This is a genomic window from Acinetobacter sp. A3 (assembly GCF_012371415.1).
Lineage (GTDB): Bacteria > Pseudomonadota > Gammaproteobacteria > Pseudomonadales > Moraxellaceae > Acinetobacter.
On record NZ_JAAZQW010000021.1, the window covers coordinates 18,440 to 41,688 of the forward strand.

The 23,249-nt window shown below is 43.1% G+C and carries 18 protein-coding genes; 14 read left to right on the plus strand and 4 right to left on the minus strand.

The annotated features are described in order from the left end of the window. The first annotated feature begins 29 nt into the window (after positions 1-29). From HHA42_RS08330 to HHA42_RS08350, 5 genes are all read left to right on the plus strand, one after another. Entirely contained in the window at positions 30-668 is a 639-nt protein-coding gene (locus HHA42_RS08330; RefSeq protein ID WP_168526117.1) for a UPF0149 family protein, read from the plus strand. A 96-nt stretch (positions 669-764) separates the two neighbouring features. Further along, positions 765-2,096, plus strand: coding sequence for a Xaa-Pro aminopeptidase (pepP, locus tag HHA42_RS08335; RefSeq protein ID WP_168526119.1), 1,332 nt, complete (start codon positions 765-767; stop codon positions 2,094-2,096). A 42-nt stretch (positions 2,097-2,138) separates the two neighbouring features. Continuing rightward, positions 2,139-3,350 (plus strand): 2-octaprenyl-6-methoxyphenyl hydroxylase, encoded by a 1,212-nt coding sequence (ubiH, locus tag HHA42_RS08340; RefSeq protein WP_168526121.1) that lies wholly within the window; start codon positions 2,139-2,141, stop codon positions 3,348-3,350. After that, positions 3,347-4,597 (plus strand): FAD-dependent monooxygenase, encoded by a 1,251-nt coding sequence (locus HHA42_RS08345; protein WP_168526124.1) that lies wholly within the window; start codon positions 3,347-3,349, stop codon positions 4,595-4,597. Before ubiH ends, HHA42_RS08345 begins: the two co-directional genes overlap by 4 nt. Positions 4,598-4,773: 176 nt before the next feature. Further along, on the plus strand, positions 4,774-5,022 hold the full coding sequence (locus HHA42_RS08350; RefSeq protein ID WP_019836366.1) for a hypothetical protein: 249 nt from the start codon (positions 4,774-4,776) through the stop codon (positions 5,020-5,022). A 119-nt stretch (positions 5,023-5,141) separates the two neighbouring features. Here the strand turns inward: HHA42_RS08350 and rsmI are convergent, their stop codons facing one another. Further along, on the minus strand, positions 5,142-5,984 hold the full coding sequence (gene rsmI, locus HHA42_RS08355) for a 16S rRNA (cytidine(1402)-2'-O)-methyltransferase (RefSeq protein WP_168526126.1): 843 nt from the start codon (positions 5,982-5,984) through the stop codon (positions 5,142-5,144). A 192-nt stretch (positions 5,985-6,176) separates the two neighbouring features. Between rsmI and HHA42_RS08360 the strand changes: the two genes are divergently transcribed. The 3 genes from HHA42_RS08360 to HHA42_RS08370 all read left to right on the plus strand — a co-directional run bounded on the left by HHA42_RS08360 (position 6,177) and on the right by HHA42_RS08370 (position 8,293). After that, positions 6,177-6,623: a YraN family protein gene (locus HHA42_RS08360; protein ID WP_228278959.1), complete on the plus strand. Its 447-nt coding sequence runs from the start codon at positions 6,177-6,179 to the stop codon at positions 6,621-6,623. Positions 6,624-6,732: 109 nt separating this feature from the next. Further along, positions 6,733-7,410, plus strand: coding sequence for a BON domain-containing protein (locus tag HHA42_RS08365; RefSeq protein WP_168461733.1), 678 nt, complete (start codon positions 6,733-6,735; stop codon positions 7,408-7,410). After that, positions 7,400-8,293, plus strand: a complete 894-nt coding sequence (locus HHA42_RS08370; protein ID WP_168526128.1) for an alpha/beta hydrolase — start codon at positions 7,400-7,402, stop codon at positions 8,291-8,293. Before HHA42_RS08365 ends, HHA42_RS08370 begins: the two co-directional genes overlap by 11 nt. Before the next feature lie 94 nt (positions 8,294-8,387). Here HHA42_RS08370 and nudC read toward each other — a convergent pair whose 3' ends face one another. From nudC to dnaQ, 3 genes are all read right to left on the minus strand, one after another. Next, positions 8,388-9,161: an NAD(+) diphosphatase gene (nudC, locus tag HHA42_RS08375; RefSeq protein WP_168526130.1), complete on the minus strand. Its 774-nt coding sequence runs from the start codon at positions 9,159-9,161 to the stop codon at positions 8,388-8,390. Further along, positions 9,161-10,804 carry a chemotaxis protein gene (locus HHA42_RS08380; RefSeq protein WP_168526132.1) on the minus strand — a complete coding sequence of 548 codons (1,644 nt, stop codon included), beginning with the start codon at positions 10,802-10,804 and terminating at the stop codon, positions 9,161-9,163. The genes nudC and HHA42_RS08380 overlap by 1 nt, the downstream gene beginning before the upstream one ends. A 127-nt stretch (positions 10,805-10,931) precedes the next feature. Then, complete coding sequence (gene dnaQ, locus HHA42_RS08385) at positions 10,932-12,395, minus strand: DNA polymerase III subunit epsilon (protein WP_168526134.1); 1,464 nt, start codon at positions 12,393-12,395, stop codon at positions 10,932-10,934. A 212-nt stretch (positions 12,396-12,607) separates the two neighbouring features. On the opposite strand from dnaQ, the gene HHA42_RS08390 reads away from it, so the two are divergent. The 6 genes from HHA42_RS08390 to HHA42_RS08415 all read left to right on the plus strand — a co-directional run bounded on the left by HHA42_RS08390 (position 12,608) and on the right by HHA42_RS08415 (position 23,022). Then, positions 12,608-15,883, plus strand: coding sequence for a LysM peptidoglycan-binding domain-containing protein (locus HHA42_RS08390; protein WP_168526136.1), 3,276 nt, complete (start codon positions 12,608-12,610; stop codon positions 15,881-15,883). 65 nt (positions 15,884-15,948) lie between these two features. Next, positions 15,949-17,787 carry an extracellular solute-binding protein gene (locus HHA42_RS08395; protein ID WP_168418632.1) on the plus strand — a complete coding sequence of 613 codons (1,839 nt, stop codon included), beginning with the start codon at positions 15,949-15,951 and terminating at the stop codon, positions 17,785-17,787. Positions 17,788-17,852: 65 nt separating this feature from the next. After that, entirely contained in the window at positions 17,853-18,920 is a 1,068-nt protein-coding gene (yejB, locus tag HHA42_RS08400; RefSeq protein WP_168461737.1) for a microcin C ABC transporter permease YejB, read from the plus strand. After that, on the plus strand, positions 18,920-19,930 hold the full coding sequence (locus HHA42_RS08405; RefSeq protein ID WP_168418630.1) for an ABC transporter permease: 1,011 nt from the start codon (positions 18,920-18,922) through the stop codon (positions 19,928-19,930). Before yejB ends, HHA42_RS08405 begins: the two co-directional genes overlap by 1 nt. Continuing rightward, a complete protein-coding gene (locus HHA42_RS08410) occupies positions 19,908-21,509 on the plus strand; it encodes a dipeptide ABC transporter ATP-binding protein (RefSeq protein WP_168526142.1) in 1,602 nt (533 codons plus the stop codon). Before HHA42_RS08405 ends, HHA42_RS08410 begins: the two co-directional genes overlap by 23 nt. Before the next feature lie 268 nt (positions 21,510-21,777). After that, entirely contained in the window at positions 21,778-23,022 is a 1,245-nt protein-coding gene (locus HHA42_RS08415) for an NADH:flavin oxidoreductase/NADH oxidase family protein (RefSeq protein WP_168526138.1), read from the plus strand. Positions 23,023-23,249 lie beyond the last annotated feature (227 nt).

Genomic DNA, 23,249 nt, shown 5'->3' on the forward strand with positions numbered 1-23,249 from the left:
TATACGAAGTATAGAGATTGGATAAACGAATGCAAGACGATATTTCAGGTTGGTCAGAATGGTTTCGCAATTTTTCTGGCATTGAAGAAATTTCAAGCCCAAGTGAGTTACACGGCTTACTCACAGGTATAGTTTGTGTGACAAATGCACCAACAGAAACTGAGTGGCAGCAGATTTTACAAACCTTAAATGTGCCCAATTTAGAGCCAACAGCCCTAGCACTATTAACCGATGAATCTGAAGATGTAGCACATGCCTTGTCTGAAGATGAATTGGATTATTTGCCGCTGTTGCCAGATGACGAACATCTTTTACAAGAGCGTGTACAAGCTTTAGCCGACTGGTGTGCGGGTGTCGTACTCGGTTTTGGTTTGGCTTCTGGGCATATCCGTTCAGATGAAATTGAACTGATTGAACATTTACAAGATGTGGCTGAAGTTGAATTTGAAGACTCAGACAATGATGAAGAAGGCGAAGAAAGTTATCAGGAACTGTATGAATTTGTACGTTTAATTCCTGTGAGTTTGTCTGTAGGCCGTAAAAAAGTAGCTGTGGAAGAAAGCTCTTTATTGCAAAATGTACACGCTAAATCACGTGTACAGACCGCACAAACAGGGCAAAATCCATCTTCAGTGGTAGAAATGTTTACACCACATCGTCCGAGCTAATCGGGCGTTGTGGCTTGAGTTGCGAAAGTGTAAGTTAATTGAACGCATCATAATCATTCTAATTTCATCAACATATTTTCAATGAAAGAGCTCAATATGAAAAAACTGACTCAAGTCGAATTTAAAGAACGTCGAGATCAATTTGCTGAACGCATGGGCCCCAACAGTGTTGCTATTATTGCGACCAGTCCTGTTGCAATGCGTAATCGTGATGCAGACTATAAATATCGTGCCGACAGCAGTTTTTTCTATCTGACAGGTTTTGCAGAACCTGAAGCAGTTGCGGTAATTGAAACTTATGAATCGATTGATGAAGGCTACACATACACCTTATTCTGCCGTGAACGTAACCGTGAAATGGAAATCTGGAATGGTTATCGGGCAGGGCTAGAAGGTGCAATTGAGCAGTACGAGGCAGATGAGTCTTTTGCAATTGAGCAGTTAGATGCTGAAATCATTGCGAAAATTGTTAACAAAGATACGCTATATTACCGCTTGGGTCATCAGGCTGAGTTTGATGCACGTGTTGCTACATGGAACCAACAAGCCGATGCACAACATCGTCAAGGCAATACTGCACCTGCCAAAATAGTGCAATTAGATCGTTTGCTGGATGAAATGCGTTTGCATAAAACCGAGTCTGAACTGGAGTTGATGCAAATTGCTTCAGACATTAGTGCCGAGGCACATACCCGTGCCATGCAAACTGTCAAAGCGGGCATGATGGAATATGAATTAGAAGCCGAACTGAATTATATTTTTGGCAAAAATGGCTGTGTTCCTGCCTATAACAGCATTGTCGGTGGTGGCGAAAATGCCTGTATTTTGCATTATGTCGAAAATGACAAAATCCTTAAAGATGGTGATTTGGTCCTGATTGATGCAGCCTGTGAATATAAGTGCTATGCCTCAGACATTACCCGTACATTCCCTGTAAATGGTCAATTCAGCCCAGAACAAAAAGCACTGTATAACATTGTATTGGATGCGCAAATTGCAGCCATTGATGCTGTGCAAATTGGTAATTCTTATAAAGAACCGCATCATGTTGCGGTACGTATTTTGGTACAAGGGCTGCTTGATTTGGGCATTATGCAGGGCGATTTAGAACAAATTATTGATTCGGAAAGTTATCGTCAATTTTATATGCATGGCACAGGCCATTGGCTGGGTATGGATGTGCATGATGTCGGCACTTATAAGCAGGGCGAAGACTGGCGTGTGTATGAGGAAGGCATGGTTGTTACGGTTGAACCAGGTCTATATATCGCCCCAGATGATGAAACAGTCGATGCAAAATGGCGTGGTATTGGGATTCGCATTGAAGACGATGTGGTGGCAACACAAAATGGACCTCGTGTTTTGACTGCAAATGTAGTAAAAACAGTAGCAGAGATTGAAGCGCTCATGGCTCAAGCCAAAGCCTAAATTCAGTATGATTCAGTGAAATTGAGCAGATTGGGGAACGAAATGCAGCAACAAGAAGTCATCATTGTCGGTGGTGGTATGGTGGGTTTAAGCCTTGCCTTAATGTTAGCCAAAGCCAATATTGCGGTGAAGTTGCTGGAAGCGATTCAATACCCCAATTATGAAGATGCCAATTTAGCACCGTATCATTCCAGTTTCGATGCCCGTAACAGCGCATTGTCACGTCGCAGTGTACAAATTTACCAAGAACTGGGTTTATGGGACGCCTTGCAGCAACATGCCACGCCTATTTTAGAAGTTCAGATTACAGAGCAAGGCAGTTTTGGTAAGGCACGATTATTGGCTGAACAAGAAAAAGTCGAAAGTTTTGGGCAGGTCATTGAAAATGCATGGCTCGGTCGTGTGTTGTTAACCGAAGTGCGTAAACAGCCGCTTATTGAGTTAATTGATGGCGTGCAGGTGACAGCACTGAAACAAGACGCAGATTTTGCATATATCGAGGCGGTGCGTGGTCAGGAGCAACTACAACTTTCTGCAAAACTCCTCATTGCTGCCGATGGTCGTGATTCTTTCTGCCGTAAAGCTTTGGGCGTGGGTGCATCGGAACACGATTATGACCAAGTGGCTATTGTGACTACGGTGCAAACCTCTAAGCCACATGCGCATGTTGGCTTTGAGCGTTTTAGCCATTTAGGGCCTTTGGCGTTGCTGCCATTGCCAGGTGAATATCGTCGTTCTGTGGTGTGGCCTGTACCAAAGGGAACAGAGCATGAATGGATTGGCGATGAAAACAACCAACACTTTTTAGATGCCCTGCAACAAGCTTATGGCGACCGCGCAGGAAAATTTGAAAAAACAGGACGTCGTTTTAGTTTTCCATTGTCACAAGTTTTAGCAGAAAAACAGGCGGTTGGTCGCGTGGTATTGATGGGTAATGCAGCGCACACGATTCACCCTGTTGCAGGGCAAGGTTTTAACTTGTGTATGCGAGATGCCTATGTTTTATTGCGTTATCTTACCGAACAGGCAGCAAAATCTGCAGATTTAGGCGACCCAGCTGTACTACGTGACTACGAGCAATCTCGTTTAAAGGATCAGCAACGCGTTATTAAATTCTGCGACAGCGTTGTACGTGGCTTTAGCAATCAAAACCCAATCCTAAAATTCATGCGTAATACGGGCCTCGTTGCTTTTGATATGATTCCAGGCATTAAGCCATTGGTAGCCAACTATGCAATGGGGTTAAAAGCATGAGTACAGCAAATCAACAAGTGCAAGTGTTAGATGCAGTCATTATTGGTGGTGGCTTGGTTGGTGGTTTAACCGCATTACTGTTAGCACAGGGTGGCGTGCAAGCTACAGTTTTGGATGCTGCACCCATTTTAGATGCAGAGAAAACTTTAGCGATTGCCAATCCACGTGTTTTGGCGCTCAGTCAGGCTACGATCCACCTATTAAAAACAGCAGGTGTTTGGTCTAAACTTGTGCGCCACATGCCGTATAGCGGCATGCAGGTTTGGAATAAAAATGGCTATGGTGAAATTAATTTTGGCAGTAATGCTACGAATACACCCGTGATTGAACAAGCGCTTGGTTCAATGGTAGAGCCAAGTATTTTAAACCTTGCGATTCAGCAACAAATGCTAGAGCAAGTGCAGGACTATCGTACGCAAGTCAAAGTGACACGTTTGGAGCGTGGTGTAGGGGTTTGGCATATTCATTTGGCCGATGGTACCCAATTACAAACCAAACTGGTGATTGGTGCAGATGGTGCCAACTCCTTTGTACGTGAACAGGCCTTTATTGATTTTGATGTGCTGGATTATCGTCAGGCAGGTTTAACCTGTGCGATTCGTACTGCGTTGCCACATCAGCATGTAGCACGGCAAATATTTTTAGAAACAGGCCCGTTGGCGTATTTACCAATGGCCAGTTTACAGGATGAGCAAGAAGGGCATTGGCAGTCTATTGTTTGGACTTTGCCCGATGACTATGCCGAAGAATACGCCAAGCTGAATGATGCCGATTTTACTCAACTCTTGACCCGTGAAAGTCATCACATGTTGGGAGAGGTCTTAGAGGCAACACCACGTGCTATTTTCCCACTCAAGGCCCGTGCAGCACAGCGCTATGTGCAAGAGGGGCTGGCATTGATTGGTGATGCTGCGCATGTGATTCATCCACTTGCAGGACAAGGGGTGAACATTGGCTGTTTAGACGCTGCAGTACTCTGTGATGTACTACTGCATGACTTTAAGCGTGGTGTTTGGGCGCATGAACAGACTTTAAAACGTTATGAACACCGTCGTAAAGGACAGAACGATGCCATGATGCACAGCATGTCTGCTATTGGTTGGATGGAAACCACGACTTTATTCCCTGTGGTATGGGCGCGTAATTTTGGTTTAAAACAGGTTGAACAACAGCCTGCACTAAAAGATGCCTTTATGGCACAAGCCAATGGATTAAGCCTGTTACAAGATACCCGTTACGCGGTTTAACCCTAAAGAGTCGTTTTTTGTACGGTCATACATACCTGATTACGAATTTGATTAAAAAAGATACGATTTTTTTAATTTAGACTCTATGCGAAAGGCCAAGAGATTGCTAAATTTCATCGTAATTCATAACCAGTTTTCAATTGGACCAAGTTGAAGTCATTTGTGGGGAGATTAAGATGACGGACATGAACGATTACGATGATGTAGAAGATTCAACTGTAGACGAAGATGAAGCGAAAGCAGCCGAAAAAGGCGCTGCAGATTCAGAAGAAAGCGCTGCAGATGGAGATTTAGCAGAAGCAGAAACTTTGACCGTGACTGCTAAACTGAAACAGCGTCAGGCTTTGGAAGATGAAGTTGCAGCGTTCTTGGCACGTGGTGGAAAAATTACGGAAGTACCACCAGATGAGTCAGCACGCGACTAAGTGGTCGTATTCAGGCTAACTGTACTGACTACGGTCGAAATATATAGAAAAGCATCACCTTCAAGGTGATGCTTTTTTATTGAATGAATATTCAAGACAACGCAGTAAACTAAATGTGCTTAGTCTGCTGCTTGGCTTAACTCCAGTGCACGTTGATAGGCGATTTTCTTTTTAATCCCTGTTAAGTCAGCAGCCAATTGTGATGCAGCTTTCACCGATAAATCTTGCAATAAGCGCTGTAACAGTTGATCTAGCTTTTCTTGTTCTAGGTCTTTTTCTTCACTGGCACCGCCTACCACCAATACAATTTCACCTTTTTGTTGGTGATGATCTGCAGCGATAAACTCAACCAGTTTACCCAAAGTCATTTTTTTAATAGTTTCAAAGGTTTTAGTGATTTCTCGGGCAAAACCAACAGGGCGTTCGGCTCCAAACACCGCAGCCATATCTTTGACTGAATCTAAAATTCGATGCGGCGCTTCATAGAAAATTAGCGTCTGGGTTTCATCTTTGAGTTTTTCGAGTTGTTGTACTCGTTGTGATTGTTTAGCAGACAAAAAGCCCTGAAAGCTGAACCGATCACTCGGTAAGCCAACCGCACTCAATGCTGCAATGGCTGCACATGCACCCGGTACAGGAATCACACGAATACCATTGGCCTGTGCAGCACGTACCAACTTAAACCCTGGGTCACTAATCAGTGGCGTACCTGCGTCGCTAATCAGCGCCATGTCTTCGCCATTCAGTAGTTTTTGTACTAAAATCTCGATTTTGTTGCTTTCATTGTGCTCATGGCAGGCAGTGAGTGGGGTAGAAATATTAAAATGCTTCATCAATTGCGCAGAGGTGCGAGTGTCTTCTGCGGCAATCAGACTTACCGATTTGAGTACGTCAATCGCACGGTAGCTCATATCATCCAAGTGACCAATTGGGGTGGCGACAACAAATAACTGGGCACTCATTGAGTTTTCTCCGTGGGAAATAACAAACTAAAAAAATAATCAAAATTCGACTAAATACAGCATTGCTCTGAGCCATGCACTAGCAACAGACCGAGTGGCTATTCTACCTGAATTGCGATCTGACGTATGTATGTATGTAAGGCGAAACTAGGCAGAATCTGTATCAATCATGCAGCACTTGTGAATATAAAAATGAAAATGGACAAAACCAACAATAAGAATTTGATGCGTCAGGCATTGGGAACATGGGCCGAACAATTTGCATGGCAGTATTTACAGCAGCAAGGTTGGACATTGCTACAGCAAAATTATCATAGTGTGTTTGGTGAAATTGACGGTATTTTGGTGCGGCAACAACAATTGATATTTGTTGAAGTGAAAGCGCGCTCTAAAAGCAGTTATGCAAAAGCTTATGAAGTGGTGTCATTATCAAAGCAGCAGAAAATCATGAAAACCGCCTTGCAGTTTTTGGCAGAAAATCCACAATTTTCAGAATTTTATTGTCGTTTTGATGTGATTTGTTTTGATTTTTCTGGGCAATTTGCAAAAACAGTACAGCAAGACTTTTCCAAATTCCCGTATGATCTGCAATGGATTGAAAATGCTTTTACTTTTGATGCAGAGTTGATTAATCTTTGAGTGAAATTTAAAGCATAAAACATCAGCTGGTGAGTGCTTGTCGTAAAACTGAAGCATGAAATGTGCAGCACTGCCAGAGTTGAAAGAAAATAATGAGGAGTCTTGCTGAGTGTTAAACCGTATTGCAGTGACCTTGCTGTGTGTAGCAAGTTTATCGGGTTGTGCAAGTTTTATTTCAAGTGGTACAGGTACAGCGCCAGTAGGAACAGAAAGTGGCGCACGATCACTTGGGCAAGTGTTTATTGATAACTCAATAGAACGTACCGCCAAAATTAATTTATACAAACTAGATTCACGCTTTAAACAGTCTCGCGTGAATGTTGAAAGTTTTCATGGCAATGTATTGCTGACAGGACAAGTGCCTGATGCGCATTTAAAGCAATTGGCAGAAGACAATGTACGTGCCATGAGTGATGTAAAAACCATCCATAATTATATTACGGTGGGTAATCAAATCAGTTACAGCACCATTATGCAGGACACCACAGTGACTGCAAATACCCGCGGTTTGATTATGAAAGCACCTGTGGTGTCCGACAGTAAAGTGCGTATTCATACTGAAGATGGGGTGTTGTATGTGATGGGGCGTTTAAATAACGCAGAATTGCAAGACCTAAACCAAGTGCTGCAACAAGTTGGAAACGTCACCAAAATTATTACCTTGATTGATAATATTGAACTCCAGCCAAGCAATAATGCCAATTTTGTAAGCCCGATGGTTGTGCCTGAAACACAGACACCCGTTGCGATAGACCCAGATCAGGTTGAACCTGCACATGTTCAATAATGTGGGACACTGGCTTAAACAGTTCAATAAAAGATTAGAACAGGCGAAACGCATTTATGAAGAGTTTCGTCTGTATAGCTTAGGCAGTTATGCGCTCAATCGCTTGACTCCGCGGCAGGGCTATACCCTTCAAAGTAATATTGCTTATGGTTTACGGGCAAGGCATCGTCTGGATGTGTACCGTACCACAACACCACGACCGCAGCGTCCGTTGTTGGTATTTGTGCATGGCGGTGCATGGTCACGCGGTGATAAACAGGATTATCGCTTTGTGGGTGAAGCTTTTGCAAAAGAAGGCTTTGACGTTGCGATCATTAACTATCAGCTTGCGCCACAGCATATTTTCCCCACCTATATTGATGATTTAACCTTGGCGTTGAATTATTTGACTCAGCATCAACATAAATTGGGTATTGCAACTGCACAGGTGGTCTTGATGGGACATTCGGCAGGGGCATTTAATGTGATGTCTTTGTTATACCATCCGCAGCCTTATGCCTTAAGCTGTAAGAATCATATCCGTGCAATTATTGGTTTGGCAGGGCCTTATCATTTTGATTATAAAGATGACCCGCTGTGTGCCGATGCTTTTGATCAGGATGTACCGTATCAGGATGTGATGCCGTACTATTTTGTTGAGCCGAATCCAGTTAAACACTATTTACTGGTGGCAGAAAAGGATCAAATTGTCGGGCCAAGCAATGCCACTGACTTCGACCACGTGTTAAAGAAATACGGCAATCATAGTGAAATTATGGTCATTCCAAGAACAGGGCATGTCAGTGTCATGGCATCGGTATCTAGTTTGTTTAGCCGTTTCTTTGCGACCAAGACTCAAATTATGCGAGCTTTAGATCAGGCCCTTGAAGATGAGTTATATTGATTGATCTTCAGCCTAGTGTTTGGTTGAGTAGCAATAAAAAAACCGTTGCAACAAATTTGTGGCAACGGTTTTTGTATTTAGGATAACAGCAGACTTACAGCCAAGCTTTGGTATCATCTGCAACAGCGGTGCCTTGCGTCACGTGCATAATCATGGCGTGTGCAATACTGCCTTTAAAGGGAATTTCAGGCAGTTGATCAAATTTAAAGAACTGCGCATCACGAATTTCTTCTTCTTGTAACTGAATTTCACCGCCTGCATATTCGGCTTTAAATGCAATCATCAGGTTACTTGGGAATGGCCAAGGCTGACTGGCAAGGTACTGAATATTTTTAAGTTGCACGCCAACCTCTTCAAAGGTTTCACGACGTACTGCTTCTTCTAAGGTTTCACCCACTTCGACAAAGCCTGCAATGAGGCCATAAATTGGCTGTTTGTTGCGTGCATTGCGCGCCAGTAGTACTTCGTCTTCACCGCGAGTAATGACAGTAATCACACATGGATTGACACGTGGGTATTGATGATAGCCGCAAGCAGGGCAAACCATGGCATATTGGGTGGCATGCACTACAGTTTTGTGACCACAATGGCTGCAGAATTTATGATTACGACGCCATTCCAGTAACTGGATGGCACGGCTGGCTTGCTCAAATTGCTGAGTGTTCCACAGTTGCAATAACTGTCGGATAGGAATTAATTGAAAGCCATTCGGGATTGGTTCATCTTCGAGGAGGTCTCGGGCAATCACTTGATCGCCCGAGCTAAAGCTTAAGTCACTTGCCAGTTTTTCCACACGGGGTAATTGGAAGTTTTCATCGACCAAAAGTTGTTGTTGCTGAAAAATATATGCAAGTGAGAGTTTAGTCATTAGGCTACAGTTTTTAATTTTTCACTACTGTTCAATGCTACCTTAAACATGCTGTGCAGAACAGGCTGTTTGTTCTTTAAATTGTCAATCAGCATATCTGCGCTGGCAAGTGTATCCAAGATGTGGTTGACTTGTTCTGCAGTTAAGTTCTGACCTGCTTCAACTTGTGTTTTTACAAAATTGGCAGAGACTTTCAGGGCTTTTTGACCACTTTCTGCATTTAAGAACAACATTGCACCCGCAACCTCACGAATTTGAGCAGAAGTATGCTCCAGTTCTGCAATGTTTTGACTTTGCAAATGCTGAGTCAGGGTTTGCGTAATCAAATCAATTAGTAATTTGGTTTCGGTCAACAAGGCTTCATGCGCTTCATCTAAACGATCTAGCGAAATATTCATGTTGTTGACGCGCAACTGCAAGCGACTAGAGGTGTGATGACGTTCAAGCACACCAATTGAGTTCATGGCAGATAAAATCACGTTCATTAATTGCTGAGCAAAGTTTTCATCTTTAAGCAATTCAGGACGGCTTAATGATTCTGCCTGACGCTCCAAGTCTTGATTGGCTTCATTTAAGTTCAGTACTTTAAATAAGTTCGCCAACTCTTTTAACTTGCTTTGCAATTCCTGTGTTTTTTCAGGACTCATGTTTTGGTAGTTGTATTCAATGTCATTGCGAATCTGCGCCATTTCTGTGGTCACTAAGTCGCTAATGGTGTGCATGGTGTCAAAATCTGGACCATATAAATGACGGCTGAATACTTGTAATTGTGTGTCAGTTAATAAGTCTTCACCAAGATTCATCTGACTACGAATATGTTGTGAAATTTCGTCTTCTTGACTAATGCACAGACTTAAAATGTTCGCCAGATCAGTCAAGGTCGCAGCGAATGTTTCTGGCGCAGCAAAGTATTGACGCATATTGTGTTCAATACCAATGAGGGTGCGTAAGCGTGGCTCATTTAGCAACAAGTCATCAATATGGTTGAAGGCAACGTGTACCAAACCCCAATATTGTTGGCTCGGATGACTTTCTGCCAAGCCTGCCAAATATGTTCCGACTAATTTGATCGCTTGAAGATCTATTTCAGATTCTTCTTGCTTGAGTAATTTGTGTAATGACAATTTATACAAGCGATGCACATAAGCCGACTTTTCTAAAGAAGGCGCTTGCGGTAATTGAAAGCTAGGAGTGATGCAATCGAGCAGGCCTTCAATGTGTTGACCTTCTTGCGTTAATGGTTTGCCTAAAGCCAGTTCTAAACGGTTTAAGGTGTCGAGCAAAAATTGTGGAATTTTGACTTCACGCAGGCAAATAAACTCAATATAACGCTTGAGCATGGTTGTGCCTTCGCTGAGCGCAATCACTTCCTGTGTGTTGATATTGCTTGGGTTCCCCATAATTTTACGCATGAGCTCTGCAGAGTATTGCGCAATTTTTGCCAAGCTTTCCATATCAATTAAGGCTAAAACCTGAGCGCACTGTTCAAATTGATTCAGTGCATCATCAATACCAAAAGGTAAAGTTTGATCTTCTGCTAAGGTGCTTACTGCGGATTCAACCAGTTTGATAGAATTATCAACCTCATTTTTTATTATCAGCAAGGCAGTTGGATCAAAATGTATAGAGGTTTGGTAAGACATGGATCTGCACCTTTCCTAGTGTTTTATCTGTTTGTTGGTTCTTTGCAAAAATACAAAGTCCTATTTGCTTTAACTATAACTGAACTGGCGAATCTTTAAATACATAAAATTACAAAACTCGTAGATTTTATTTGGCAAAAAAGCAAGGTTTACCGTGTTTTTCTTCAAATTGTTTGACCCAATTCTCATGCGCTGCCAGTTCATCATCTGAAGGTAATATTACTGCTAGGTCAATATCAATACTTAAACGGTCACTTTGACGTTGTTGTTCTTCACTTGCAGACAGGGTGTCCATATCAAATGCAACCTGTCCACCTGTCATCGCCAAGTATACATCGGCGAGAATTTCGGCATCCAGTAATGCACCGTGGAAGGTACGGTCACGCGCAGGAATCTCGTAACGTCTGACCAAAGCATCCAAGGAGTTTTTCTGCCCAGGGTGTTTGCTTTTTGCCATCAGCAATGAGTCCGTTACGGTACACACTTCTGATAAATTGCCCAAACCTGCGCGACTGAATTCCATGTCTAGGAAGTTCATATCGAAGGTAGCGTTATGCGCAATAATTTCTGCACCTTTGAGGTATTGATACAGCACATCTGCAATTTCGGCAAATTTCGGTTTATCTTTTAAGAACTCATCTGAAATACCGTGAATATTTTCTGATTCACCGACCAGTTTTTCAGGCTGAATATAAATGTGTATGGAACTGCCCGTGAGTTTACGGTTAATCATTTCCAGCGCACCCACTTCAATAATACGGTCACCGTCCTGATAATAAAAACCTGTGGTTTCCGTATCTAGAATCAGTTGGCGAGGGCCGTGTAGCTGCATTGTGGCAGGCGTCACCACAATATGCGGGTGCATTGCAGATGTAGCATCCACAATATTTTCATTTGAGGTGACATTTTCTGAATTCGTTTCTGTTTCAGGATCATTATTTACAGTGTCACCAGTAGCGGCCTGTGTGCTTTCATCATCCTCTATAATGCTGTGTTTTTGATCGTTACTTTCTAAATTGCTGTCTGGTGTTGTATTTTCCATTTCAAGCTCATCTTCAATCAGGTCAAAACCGAAAGGATCATCTAGTAACCAGTCAGATTCAGCTTTTTTTTTATCCTGTTGCGGTGCATCCAAAGTGGGTGCTGCATTAGATGGAGAATTTAAGGTTTTTTGAACTTGATCTGCACCCAAATTGGCCAACTGGTCTGCCATTTCATTGCCTGCATGTCCTGCATGGCCTTTAATCCAGTTCCATTCAATTTCACGCCCCTGACACGTGGCATCTAATTTTTGCCAAAGGTCTGGGTTTTTGACATCTTTCCAGTTCTTCTTTTTCCAGCCGTGAATCCACTCGGTAATGCCTTGTTTGACATAGTTGGAGTCTGTCCAAATAATCAATTTGGCATCGGTTGGGCAAAATAAAATACCTTCGATGGCTGCAGTGAGTTCCATGCGGTTATTGGTGGTTTGTGCTTCGCCACCATGTAATTTATGCTCTGCCTGTTCGGTGATGATATACGCCCCCCAACCCCCTAAGCCAGGATTACCACGGCAAGCACCATCAACATATAATGTGATTGTTTGAGACATAAATCAGATCCGAATACTCAGCAAAATAAATCAAAATAAAAAGCTATTGTATATCGCAAATTTAGTTTAGACCCAAAATTCCTGCTATTTTTTTAATTTCTTGTAACATTTATAGCGGAAACACGCTAAATTAAAGCCTTGTGTCGTTGTCTAGCTCCACTACAATGGCATGTCTAAAAAATAATTTATATACGAGTTGTTTGGATTCTTTTATGTATAAACCAACCACGCGCTTGTGGCAGCCGACTTTACCTTCATTTTTTAAAATTACAGTTTTAGGTTCAGCATTGGCTGCCTTAGGCTTGATGTCTGGCTGTAGCTCGACCCAGGGTGCGAGCAAGCCGCTTACTTCAAGTCAGGTCGGGTCGGGTTATTTAGATGCCAGCACATTGGATGGTTTGGAAGACTTACTATCTGCAACCGATATGCGTGCAGTTGAAGGCGATCGTTTATTAATTTTAAAACATGGCGATGTTTGGAAGCGTATGACCGTGGGTTTCAAAATGGATTTAAACCATTGGAACCCGCGTATTGAAGCACAGCGTGGCTGGTTTATTTCGCGTCAGCCATATTTGGATCGTTTAAGTGCGCGTGCTTCACGTTATTTATATCACACAGTAAAAGAAGCTGAACGCCGTGGTATGCCAACTGAATTGGCATTGTTACCTGTCATTGAAAGCTCGTACGACCCCGCTGCAACCAGTAGTGCTGCAGCTGCAGGTTTATGGCAGTTTATTCCAAGTACAGGCCGTATTTACGGCTTAAAACAAACCTCAATGTATGATGGCCGTCGAGATGTAGTGGAGTCGACCCGTGCTGCCTATGAGTTCTTAGGCAGTTTGTATAATCAGTTTGGTTCTTGGGAATTGGCATTGGCAGCCTATAACGCAGGGCCAGGACGTATTCAGCAAGCGATTAACCGTAATAAGGCGGCAGGTTTACCAACCGATTATTGGTCTTTGAAACTGCCTCAGGAAACCATGAATTATGTGCCACGTTTCTTGGCGGTGGCGCAAATTATTAAAAGTCCACATGCTTATGGCGTGTCTTTACCGCCAATTGCCAACCGTCCTCACTTCCGTGAGTTAAATGTAGGTGCGGTAAATTTAAATGATGTGGCCAGTATTACAGGTTTAAGCCGTGCGGAACTCTATTCACTTAACCCAGGGCATCGTGGTGACCGGATCGACACGCAAAGCCCAATGCGAATTTTAATCCCTGCAGATTTAAGTCCAACTGTAGATGCGAGATTAAAAAAATTACAAAGTGGTGGTGGTTTATGGGCAAGCAATACAAGTAACACACCGTCGTTTTCTTCATCTGGGGTAACGATCACACCGTCTAAATCTGTACCACCAACATTGACCACGGCAACCACCAGTAGAACAACGACGAGCAAAACAGCATCTGCTACGCCAGCAGCCACCACAAAGGCCGCAAGCACAACATCTTCAAATACTGCCACGACAGCCAGTACGTCTAAACCTGCATCAACAACACCTGCACGTTTGTCGCGTACACCACGAGGCTCAGATGCCTTAGCTGCATTTGCAGCAGGGAGTGATGTACCAAGTGCACCGCGTATTCCTGTTGCAGTCACGCCTGCGGCAAATATTCAACCTGTACGGATTGAACCACCAATTTCAACGACCGAGCGTGAACAGATTCTTGCTGCGGTACAGGCAGAAGGCAGTAATAAAACGGTGGAAGAGGTGTTGCAGCCTGTAGCCTCTAAGGCAGAGCAAGAGCAACTTGTGGCGGAGCTAAAACAAATTGCACCTCAAGGCACTGAGATTGTCGATCCATACGATGGGAAAATTAAGCTTACAGCAATTCAAACCAGCCAGTCTGTGGCAGAGCAGCAAGGTAAAGAGTTAACCAAAGGCTTTGCTTACCCGAAAAGTGTGGCAGAAAGCACACGTGTAGATTCAGAAGAAGCCAAGCGCAATCAGGGTAAAAACTTTGTGCGTACGGACTCTGAAGTTGTGGTTATTCCGCCAAAAGGCAAACGGACTACTTATACCGTATTGGCGGGCGATACTTTGGCCAGTATTGCCATGAAAAATGGTTTGAATTGGCGTGATATTGCGAAGTGGAACCAAATTGCACCCGATGCAACTTTGTATGTAGGCACCAGTATTTATTTGTACGATGCCAAGCCACAGGCAGAGCCAGCCAAACCGAAAACCATGCCTGAGCAATATGTGGTGCAAGCCAATGATACTTTAACAGGTGTTGCCAGTCAGTTTGGTTTAAGCGTTAAACAATTGGCAGATTATAATAATTTGAGCACTACCAGTGGTTTATTGGTCGGACAGCGTTTAAGTTTAAAAGAAACTGCGGCATCTAAAGCCAAAGCGGAAGCGGATAAAAAAGCGGCAGAACAAGCCACAAAAGTCGTGACCAAAAGCTATGTGGTGAAACGTGGCGAATATTTAAAACTGATAGCTGATCGCTATGCTTTGTCTAATCAGGAATTGGCAGATTTAACCCCAGGTCTGACGGCGGGCAGCAGTTTATTGGTGGGTCAGCGTATTAATGTCCCTGTAAATGAAGCAACGACTCAGAAAGCTGAAGCGAACAAAGCCGAGGCCAGTAAGTCAGAAGCAAAAACTGAAGCACCAAACTATCCAACAGAAAATTATCAGGTACAGCGTGGCGATACTTTATCCAGTATTGCCAACCAAGCCAAAATTTCGTTGGCTGAATTGGCCAGTCTGAACAATTTAACCACCCAAAGTGGGGTACGCATTGGTCAAAGCTTAAAAGTACCTGCGGGCGTTAATGTACCTGAGCGTTATACGGTACAACGTGGAGATACCTTATCTGCTATTTCTACCAAATATAACTTGAGTCAGGAATACATAGCAGAGTTGAATAACATTAGCCGTAACGGTGGTTTAAGAGCAGGACAAAGTCTGAAACTCACGGGTGATGTTCCTGATAAAAAAGCCCAAGTTGAAGCAGCGACTGAAACTGCCAATGATATTCACGTCGTGAAAGCAGGGGAAACTTTAAGCAGTATTGCTCGCCAATATAAATTGCAATTGAGTTATTTGGCAGAGCTGAATGAATTATCGCGTACCGCCAATGTGCGTATTGGGCAGCGCTTAAAAGTTGATGCCAGCGCTGCAACTGTTGATGCAAAAGCCGAAGTATCAAACGTAGCTAAAAGTAGCAGTACTAAAGCGACTGAAGCTTATCGCGTAAAAAGTGGCGAGTCCTTAAATTCAATTGCCAACCGTGTTGGTATTTCAGTTGCTGAATTGGCTAGTTTAAATGGCTTAACCCCACGTTCAGGCTTACAGATTGGTCAAAGTATTCAAATTCCAAAAACTGTGACTGAATATAAGGTCAAACGTGGAGATACATTGATTGGTTTGGCCAACCGTTATGGTATCGACAGCAAAGCTTTGGCCGATTTAAATGACATGCAGCCGAATACGCAATTGCGCATTGGTGATGTGATTAAAGTCCCGAATCTGTAAAGTTTAATCCTGAGGATGCGGTGTTTGACTACATCCTGAGTGATACTGCACAAGGAGCTGTGCGCATGTCTTTCGCGCTACACAAAACATTGTTCTGTCTGGTGGGATGTCTGGCATTGCCACAGTTCGGTTGGGCTGCCATTCAAACTACACCATATATTGCGGTGCATAGCCAACCTCAGTATGCGGGGCGTACAGCCATGCCTTATGCCAATCCGCATGCACCCAAAGGTGGAGATTTGATTCGCGCCAGTAATGGCACTTTTGACAATTTAAATGACATGAATGGCAAAGGCAGCTCCACCGATGGGGTGAATTTTTTGTTTGATTCACTCATGAGCAGTTCTTTAGACGAGCCGGGGGTGATGTATCCCTTATTGGCTGAAAAAGTTAGCTATGACCCGAAGCAAACAGCCTTTGTGATTTTTCATTTGAATCCTCAAGCAAAGTTTAGCGATGGCAGTCCAGTCACTGCAGAAGATGTTAAATTCAGTTTTGATGCATTTCAGACCAAGTCCAATCCGGGTTTGCAAATGTATTTGTCTGACTTGGATAAAACCACAGTCTTGTCCAAACATCAGGTAAAAGTCAGTTTTAAATCCAGCAACAATGCAGAAATGCCCTTAATTTTGTCGCAAATGCCCATCTATTCTAAAAAAGATTGGCAAAAGCGTGATTTTACCCGTATTACCCTCGAACCTATTTTAGGTTCTGGGCCTTATCTGATTGAACGGATTGATGCAGGGCGCAGCATCACCTATAAACGTAATCCTAATTACTGGGGCAAGGATCTGCCCATAAACAAAGGGCGCTATAATTTTGACCGCCTAAAATATGTGTATTATCGCAATCTAGATATTGCCTTTGAAGGCTTTAAGTCGGGGCAATATACGCTGCATGAAGAATATACGGCACGTAAATGGGTGACGGAATATCGTTTCCCTGCCGTGAATGCGGGCATGGTGGTTAAGCATAAATTTCAGCACCAGAACCCAATTCCAACTCAAAGTTTTGTATTCAATACCCGCAGACATGCATTTCAGGATATTCGTTTTCGGCAAGCCTTGACCTATGCTTACGATTTTGAATGGCAAAACAAAGCTCTGTTTTATGGGCAATATCGCCGTTTGCAAAGCTATTTTTCTAATAGCGAGCTAGAGGCTAAAGGCACACCATCAGCCGAAGAATTGGCCATTTTAAAACCCTATTTAGCCAAACTACATCCAGTCCAACGACAAGGTGTATTGCAAAACTGGCAGTTTCCTGTGACCGATGCCAGCGGATTTAACCGCAGTGGATTGCTTAAAGCACGTGAGCTACTTTTGAAAGCAGGTTATCGTTTTCAGCATGGCAAATTGGTAGATGCCAAAGGCAAACCTATCCAAATAGAATTTCTGATTCATCAAGATGGCTTACAACGGACTTTAATGCCCTTTGTGCGCAATATGAAACGCCTAGGTGTGGTTGTGACCATTCGGCATGTGGATGTGCCGCAATATATTGAACGGATGCGCCGTGCCGACTTTGATATGACCACTAGCGTCATGCCGCAATCTTTAAGTCCTGGCAATGAACAGGCACAGCTATGGAGTAGCGCTGCCGCAGATCAGCCAGGAAATTATAATTATGCAGGGATTAAAAACCCAGTGATTGATGAAGTGGTACAACAGTTGATCCGTGCACCCAACCGTGAACAGTTAATTGTACGTACCAAGGTTTTAGATCGTTTATTGCGGGCAGGTTATTATCAAATTCCAACCTACGGCAAAGGTGAAAACTGGTATGCCTACTGGAATATGTATCGTCAGCCTGCCATTAAACCTAAATTATCTGCAGGGATTGATTACTGGTGGAGCGATGCAACTCAAGCCAAGAAAGTTGCACATTATTTGCGTCAACAATAACGATTTTTAAAATTCAAGCATGACAGTGTTTGCGATGAACCAGCACATTGCCAAAAGGTGAGCACATGGGCACATATATACTAAAAAGATTGCTGCTGATTATTCCCACCCTGTTTTTCATTTTATTGATTAACTTTGTGGTGATTCAAATTGCACCAGGTGGGCCAGTCGAGCAAGCCATTCAGCAGGCTGAAGCTTTTCAGGGCATGGGCATGAGTGGTGGCGAAACTGTGGTAAGCAATAGCAGTAATTATCAGGGTGCCAAAGGTCTAAGTGATGAAATGGTGGCAAAAATTGAAGCGCAATATGGGTTTGACAAGCCTGCCCACGAGCGCTTTTGGCAAATGCTGACCAGTTATGTGCAACTCGATTTCGGTACTAGCTTTTTTAAAGATAAACCTGTGACTCAATTACTGTTGGAAAAGTTACCTGTATCTTTATCTTTAGGGCTTTGGAGTACTTTGCTGATCTATCTGATTTCTATTCCACTTGGGATTACAAAAGCCCGTCAGCATGGTTTGCTATTTGATAAAGCCACTTCAATTTTGTTGGCAATTGGCTACGCCATTCCTGCGTTTGCATTTGCGATTTTGCTGATTGTATTTTTTGCAGGTGGTTCGTATTTCCAGTGGTTCCCATTACAAGGCTTGGTTTCTGAAAATTTTGCTCAGCTGAGTTTGTGGGGCAAAATTACCGATTATTTCTGGCACATGACCTTGCCCTTACTGGCAATGGTGATCGGTGGGTTTGCAGGGCTGACGTATCTGACCAAATACTCTTTTATGGAAGAGTTAAATAAACAATATGTACTGGCAGCTCGCTCCAAAGGCTTAACCGAGTCACGTGTGTTGTATGGGCATGTGTTTCGTAATGCTATGCTAATTGTGATTGCAGGCTTACCTGAAGCTTTGGTGGGGATTTTCTTTGTGGGCAATCTGTTTATCGAAATTATTTTTAATTTGGATGGATTAGGTTTGCTTGGCTTTGAAGCAATTGTGCAGCGTGATTATCCTGTTATTTTTGGTACCTTGTTTATTTTTACCCTTTTGGGTTTAATTTTAAGATTAATCAGTGATGTGCTGTATCAGGTGATTGACCCTCGAATTAACTTTGAATCGCGGGGGACAAAATAATGTCACCAATTACGCGCGCACGTTTGCAACGTTTTAAGCAAAATAAACTGGGTTTTGGCTGTTTTATCGTCTTTATTGTCATTTTTGTATTGTCCTTGGCCGCAGAGTTAATCGCCAACGATAAGCCGTTATTGGTCAAATACGAGCAGTCTTTATATATGCCTGTGTTTAAGGCCTATCCTGAAACGACTTTTGGTGGTGTGTTTGAAACCGAAGCGGATTATAAAGACCCCGTGGTGCAACAGTTAATTACTAATAAAGGTTGGGCGCTTTGGCCGTTGATTGAGTTTTCTTACCAAACCCCGAATTTGGATTTGGCTGTACCTGTCCCTTCGCCACCAACCGCACAAAACTGGCTAGGCACAGATGATCAAGGTCGTGATGTTTTGGCACGTATTCTGTATGGTTTAAGGGTGTCACTGCTGTTTGGGTTTGCACTGACTTTTGCATCGGCAGTTTTGGGCATTATGGTTGGGGCGATTCAGGGCTACTATGGTGGCTGGATTGATCTGATTGGGCAGCGTGTTTTAGAGGTTTGGGGCGGTCTGCCAATGCTGTTCATGGTGATGATTTTGGTCAGTATGTTTACTCCAAGTGTGTATTGGTTATTTGTGATTATGCTGCTGTTTGGTTGGACCAGTTTGGTTGGCTTGGTGCGTGCAGAATTTTTACGTGCTCGAAATTTTGATTATGTGCGTGCAGCGCGGAGTTTGGGGGTTACCGATCGTACCATTATGTTTCGGCATATTTTACCCAATGCCATGAGTTCGAGTTTATCGCAGTTGCCGTTTATGCTCACAGCCAATATCACTGCTTTAACCGCACTCGACTTTTTAGGTTATGGCTTACCGCCCGATGCGGCATCTTTGGGCGAGCTGTTATTACAAGGTAAAAATAATTTAAATGCACCGTGGTTGGCATTGTCAGGCTTTTTTACTTTAGCCATCGTTCTATCCTTATTAATTTATATTGGGGAGGCAACACGTGATGCATTCGACCCAAGACGTTAATCAGTTGGCTGAACTTTCAAATTCAGTGTTGCTCAAAGTCAGTCAGCTGAATATTCAGCATCAGCAACAGGTGTTACTGCATGATTTAAATTTTGAATTGCATGCTGGTGAAACCATCGCTTTAGTGGGTGAAAGTGGCTCTGGAAAATCCATTAGTAGTTTGGCCTTACTGGGCTTGCTGCCGCCACATTTACAGGTACAAGGCCAAGCTATATTTGCAGAACAGGATTTACTGCGTCTCAAGCCACAACAACTGCGACAAGTTCGTGGTCAAAGTATTGCCATGATTTTTCAGGAACCGATGACTGCTTTAAATCCGTTGCATCGGGTAGAAAAGATTATAGGTGAAAGTTTATGGTTGCGTGGTTGGAGCAAGGAAAAAGCACGTGCGCGAGTATTGGAATTACTTGAGGATGTCGGCATTCCGCAGCCAGAGGAGAAGTTAAAGCGCTATCCGCATGAATTGTCTGGTGGGCAGCGGCAGCGAGTGATGATTGCTATGGCTTTGGCGCTTGATCCTGACATTCTAATTGCCGATGAACCTACGACCGCTTTGGATGTGACTTTACAGGCGCAGATTTTGGATTTATTAAAAAGCTTGCAAGCACGCCGTAACATGGCAATGATTTTGATTAGCCATGATTTGAATTTGGTTAAACATTATGCTGATCAAGTGATTGTGATGAATCGTGGACGGGTTGAAGAACAGGGCAGTGTTACAGAAATTTTTAGTCAGCCTAAGCAAGCTTATACGCAAAATTTATTGAATCACGATTTTGGCGAAGCCTTACAGGTTGAAGAATTGTCTACCGTATTAGCATTGGATCAGGTTGGGGTGAAGTTTCCAATTAAACAGGGCTTATTGAATCGGGTTAAAGATTATGTAGTTGCAGTTGAACCTTTGGCTTTAGCACTAGCACAGGGACAATCGGTTGGAATTGTGGGGGAGAGTGGTTCGGGTAAAAGTTCACTAGCACTTGCAATTGCCCGTTTAATTGAAAGTGAAGGCAAAATTGAGCTGCTTGGGCAAGATTTAAATGCGTTAAATGAGCGGCAATTGCGTCCTTTACGTCAGCATTTTCAAATCGTGTTTCAAGACCCATTCAGCAGTTTAAACCCGCGTTTAAATGTGGAACAAACTATTGGTGAAGGTTTGGCTTTACAGCACTTGTCTAAACAGGAGATCAGCCAGCGCATAGATGAAGCTTTAAGCAAAGTAGAATTACCCGTGAGTTTTAAACAGCGCTATCCGCATGAACTCTCGGGTGGGCAACGTCAGCGAATTGCATTGGCGCGCGCTTTGGTACTTTGCCCTAAATTGCTGATTATGGATGAGCCAACATCTGCTTTAGACCGTACGACACAACGTGCGGTGGTGCAGTTGTTGCGCCGTTTACAGCAGCAGGAGCAAATGAGTTATTTATTTATTAGCCATGATTTGCAAGTGGTGAAAGCGCTGTGCCAAAAAGTCTTGGTGCTGCATCAAGCCAAAGTGATGGAGTTTCAGAACACCGAACAGCTGTTTAGTCATCCTCAAACAGAATATACCCGCCAGTTGATTGCAGCTAGTGAGTATTAGAACTTGTTGGAGTCATCCATTCCTATAGCAATTTTTGATTAATCCAAAAGCATCATTTGTGATGTGTAAATTATTTGAAAACTTTTCTTCAGCTGAAGAAGGTTTGGGTGAGTGGATAATGGATTATGGTTTGAAAGAGGGTGTATAAATAAGTCTAACAGCCCTGAATGATTTAACCATTTTGACAATAAGATTTGTCAAAATGGCATTGACCTGTTCTGAAAAATCTTTAGAGTAAAAGTTCAAAAAGTACAAAACGGAACAGGGTATGAGCCATCTTGCCGAAACAATACAAATTCGTAATACCACGTTTAAAAACCGCATTATTAAAGGTGCAATGAGTGAGGCGCTAGCCAATACCGCAGGACAACCGAATACACTGCATTTAGGTTTATATGAAGCATGGGCAAAAGGTGGCTTGGGTTGCGCAATTACAGGCAATGTCATGGTCGATTTACGCGCTAAAAATGAACCAGGCGTGGTGGGTATTGAATCGGCCCGAGATTTAGACCAGCTCAAACAATGGGCAGACATAGGAAAGCGTTATGACATGGTACAGCTAGTACAGTTGTCACATCCTGGTCGTCAGTGCCCGAAGGGTTTGAACAAAGAAACCGTTGCACCTTCGGCTGTGCCATTTAGCCCTAATTTGGCTTTAAGTTTTGGTACTCCACGTGAACTACGTGATGATGAAATTTTAGATATTATTCAGCGTTTTGCCAAAGCCGCACAAATTTGTGAGCAAGCGGGTTTTGAGGGTATTCAATTACACGGTGCACATGGTTATTTGATTAGCCAATTTTTATCGCCACTTACCAATAAACGCCAAGACCAATGGGGTGGCAGTATAGAAAATCGAATGCGCTTTTTGATGGAAATTTATCAGGCGGTGCGTGCTGCAACATCGGATAATTTTATTGTATCAGTCAAATTGAATTCTGCAGACTTTCAGCGCGGCGGCATCACGGAAGAAGAAGTGATCACGGTTTTTGAAGCCATGGATGAAGCAGGAATTGACCTGATTGAAATTTCAGGGGGAACGTATGAAGCCCCAGCCATGGCAGGTTCTAAAGCAGATAAGCGCAAGCCTAGTACGATTGCACGTGAAGCCTACTTCTTATCTTTTGCAGAATTGATCCGCAGCCAGGTGAAATGTCATTTAATGGTGACGGGTGGTTTTAGAACGGTCGAAGCTATGAATGCTGCGTTAGACAGTGGTGCATGTGATTTTATTGGTATTGCTCGCCCATTTGCTGTAGAAACGGATTTAGCCAACCGCTTGCTGGTAGGGCAAGACGTACGTTATGGCGTTGATAAAATTAAAACAGGCATTCCGATGATTGATAAAATGGCAATTATGGAAATTATTTGGTATGCCGCCCAGTTTAAGGCAATTGCTCAGGGCAAGCGTCCAAATCCAAAACTCTCTCCGTTAAAAGTCTTTTTTAAATATTTAAAAGGAAATTTGACAGCGGTGATTAAAGGGCAGGTGAATTCGCGTAAATCGGCTTAATAGTCTTGCTGTTATGTATTGTGGATAGGCTCAAAGTGTGGATTATTGACTTTGAGTCTTTCACTTTACTGCTCAAAGGTTTCTGAGTGCCGAAATAGCAAAAAGCCCAAGTCATTGTGCTTGGGCTTTTTGTTGAAATGTATCATTTCAAATATGGCGTCCCTACGGGGATTCGAACCCCGGTTACCGCCGTGAAAGGGCGATGTCCTAGGCCTCTAGACGATAGG

Bases quoted from the DNA above. Each gene is read 5' to 3' on its own strand.
- HHA42_RS08330 (WP_168526117.1), top strand. From the start codon at position 30: ATGCAAGACGATATTTCAGGTTGGTCAGAATGGTTTCGCAATTTTTCT.
- pepP (WP_168526119.1), top strand. From the start codon at position 765: ATGAAAAAACTGACTCAAGTCGAATTTAAAGAACGTCGAGATCAATTT.
- ubiH (WP_168526121.1), top strand. From the start codon at position 2,139: ATGCAGCAACAAGAAGTCATCATTGTCGGTGGTGGTATGGTGGGTTTA.
- HHA42_RS08345 (WP_168526124.1), top strand. From the start codon at position 3,347: ATGAGTACAGCAAATCAACAAGTGCAAGTGTTAGATGCAGTCATTATT.
- HHA42_RS08350 (WP_019836366.1), top strand. From the start codon at position 4,774: ATGACGGACATGAACGATTACGATGATGTAGAAGATTCAACTGTAGAC.
- rsmI (WP_168526126.1), bottom strand. From the start codon at position 5,984: ATGAGTGCCCAGTTATTTGTTGTCGCCACCCCAATTGGTCACTTGGAT.
- HHA42_RS08360 (WP_228278959.1), top strand. From the start codon at position 6,177: ATGAAAATGGACAAAACCAACAATAAGAATTTGATGCGTCAGGCATTG.
- HHA42_RS08370 (WP_168526128.1), top strand. From the start codon at position 7,400: ATGTTCAATAATGTGGGACACTGGCTTAAACAGTTCAATAAAAGATTA.
- nudC (WP_168526130.1), bottom strand. From the start codon at position 9,161: ATGACTAAACTCTCACTTGCATATATTTTTCAGCAACAACAACTTTTG.
- HHA42_RS08380 (WP_168526132.1), bottom strand. From the start codon at position 10,804: ATGTCTTACCAAACCTCTATACATTTTGATCCAACTGCCTTGCTGATA.
- dnaQ (WP_168526134.1), bottom strand. From the start codon at position 12,395: ATGTCTCAAACAATCACATTATATGTTGATGGTGCTTGCCGTGGTAAT.
- HHA42_RS08390 (WP_168526136.1), top strand. From the start codon at position 12,608: ATGTATAAACCAACCACGCGCTTGTGGCAGCCGACTTTACCTTCATTT.
- HHA42_RS08395 (WP_168418632.1), top strand. From the start codon at position 15,949: ATGTCTTTCGCGCTACACAAAACATTGTTCTGTCTGGTGGGATGTCTG.
- yejB (WP_168461737.1), top strand. From the start codon at position 17,853: ATGGGCACATATATACTAAAAAGATTGCTGCTGATTATTCCCACCCTG.
- HHA42_RS08405 (WP_168418630.1), top strand. From the start codon at position 18,920: ATGTCACCAATTACGCGCGCACGTTTGCAACGTTTTAAGCAAAATAAA.
- HHA42_RS08410 (WP_168526142.1), top strand. From the start codon at position 19,908: ATGCATTCGACCCAAGACGTTAATCAGTTGGCTGAACTTTCAAATTCA.
- HHA42_RS08415 (WP_168526138.1), top strand. From the start codon at position 21,778: ATGAGCCATCTTGCCGAAACAATACAAATTCGTAATACCACGTTTAAA.